Raw genomic sequence first — 284 nt, 5'->3', positions numbered from 1 at the left:
GCTGATGGACGAGCCGTTCGCGGCCCTGGACGCCATCACCCGTGACGTCCTGCACGGCGAACTCACCCGTATCTGGGCCGAGACGGGCCTGTCGGTCCTTTTCGTCACCCACAACGTGCGCGAGGCCGTCCGCCTCGCCCAGCGCGTGGTCCTGCTCTCCTCCCGACCCGGCCGGGTCGCGAAGGAATGGACCGTGGACATCGCCCAGCCGCGCCGCATCGAGGACGCGGACGTCGCGGAGCTGTCCCTCGAGATCACTGAACACCTGCGTGGGGAGATCCGCC

At 69.7% G+C, this 284-nt stretch carries 1 pseudogene; it reads left to right on the top strand.

The features are described 5' to 3' along the window. Positions 1–284: pseudogene (locus IF89_RS0136765) on the top strand (ABC transporter ATP-binding protein); the annotation flags it as partial.

The organism is Streptomyces sp. NRRL F-2664 (assembly GCF_000719345.1).
GTDB lineage: Bacteria > Actinomycetota > Actinomycetes > Streptomycetales > Streptomycetaceae > Streptomyces.
Note: the sequence above shows the minus strand (reverse complement) of the source record. Positions and strands in the feature narration are given on the sequence as shown.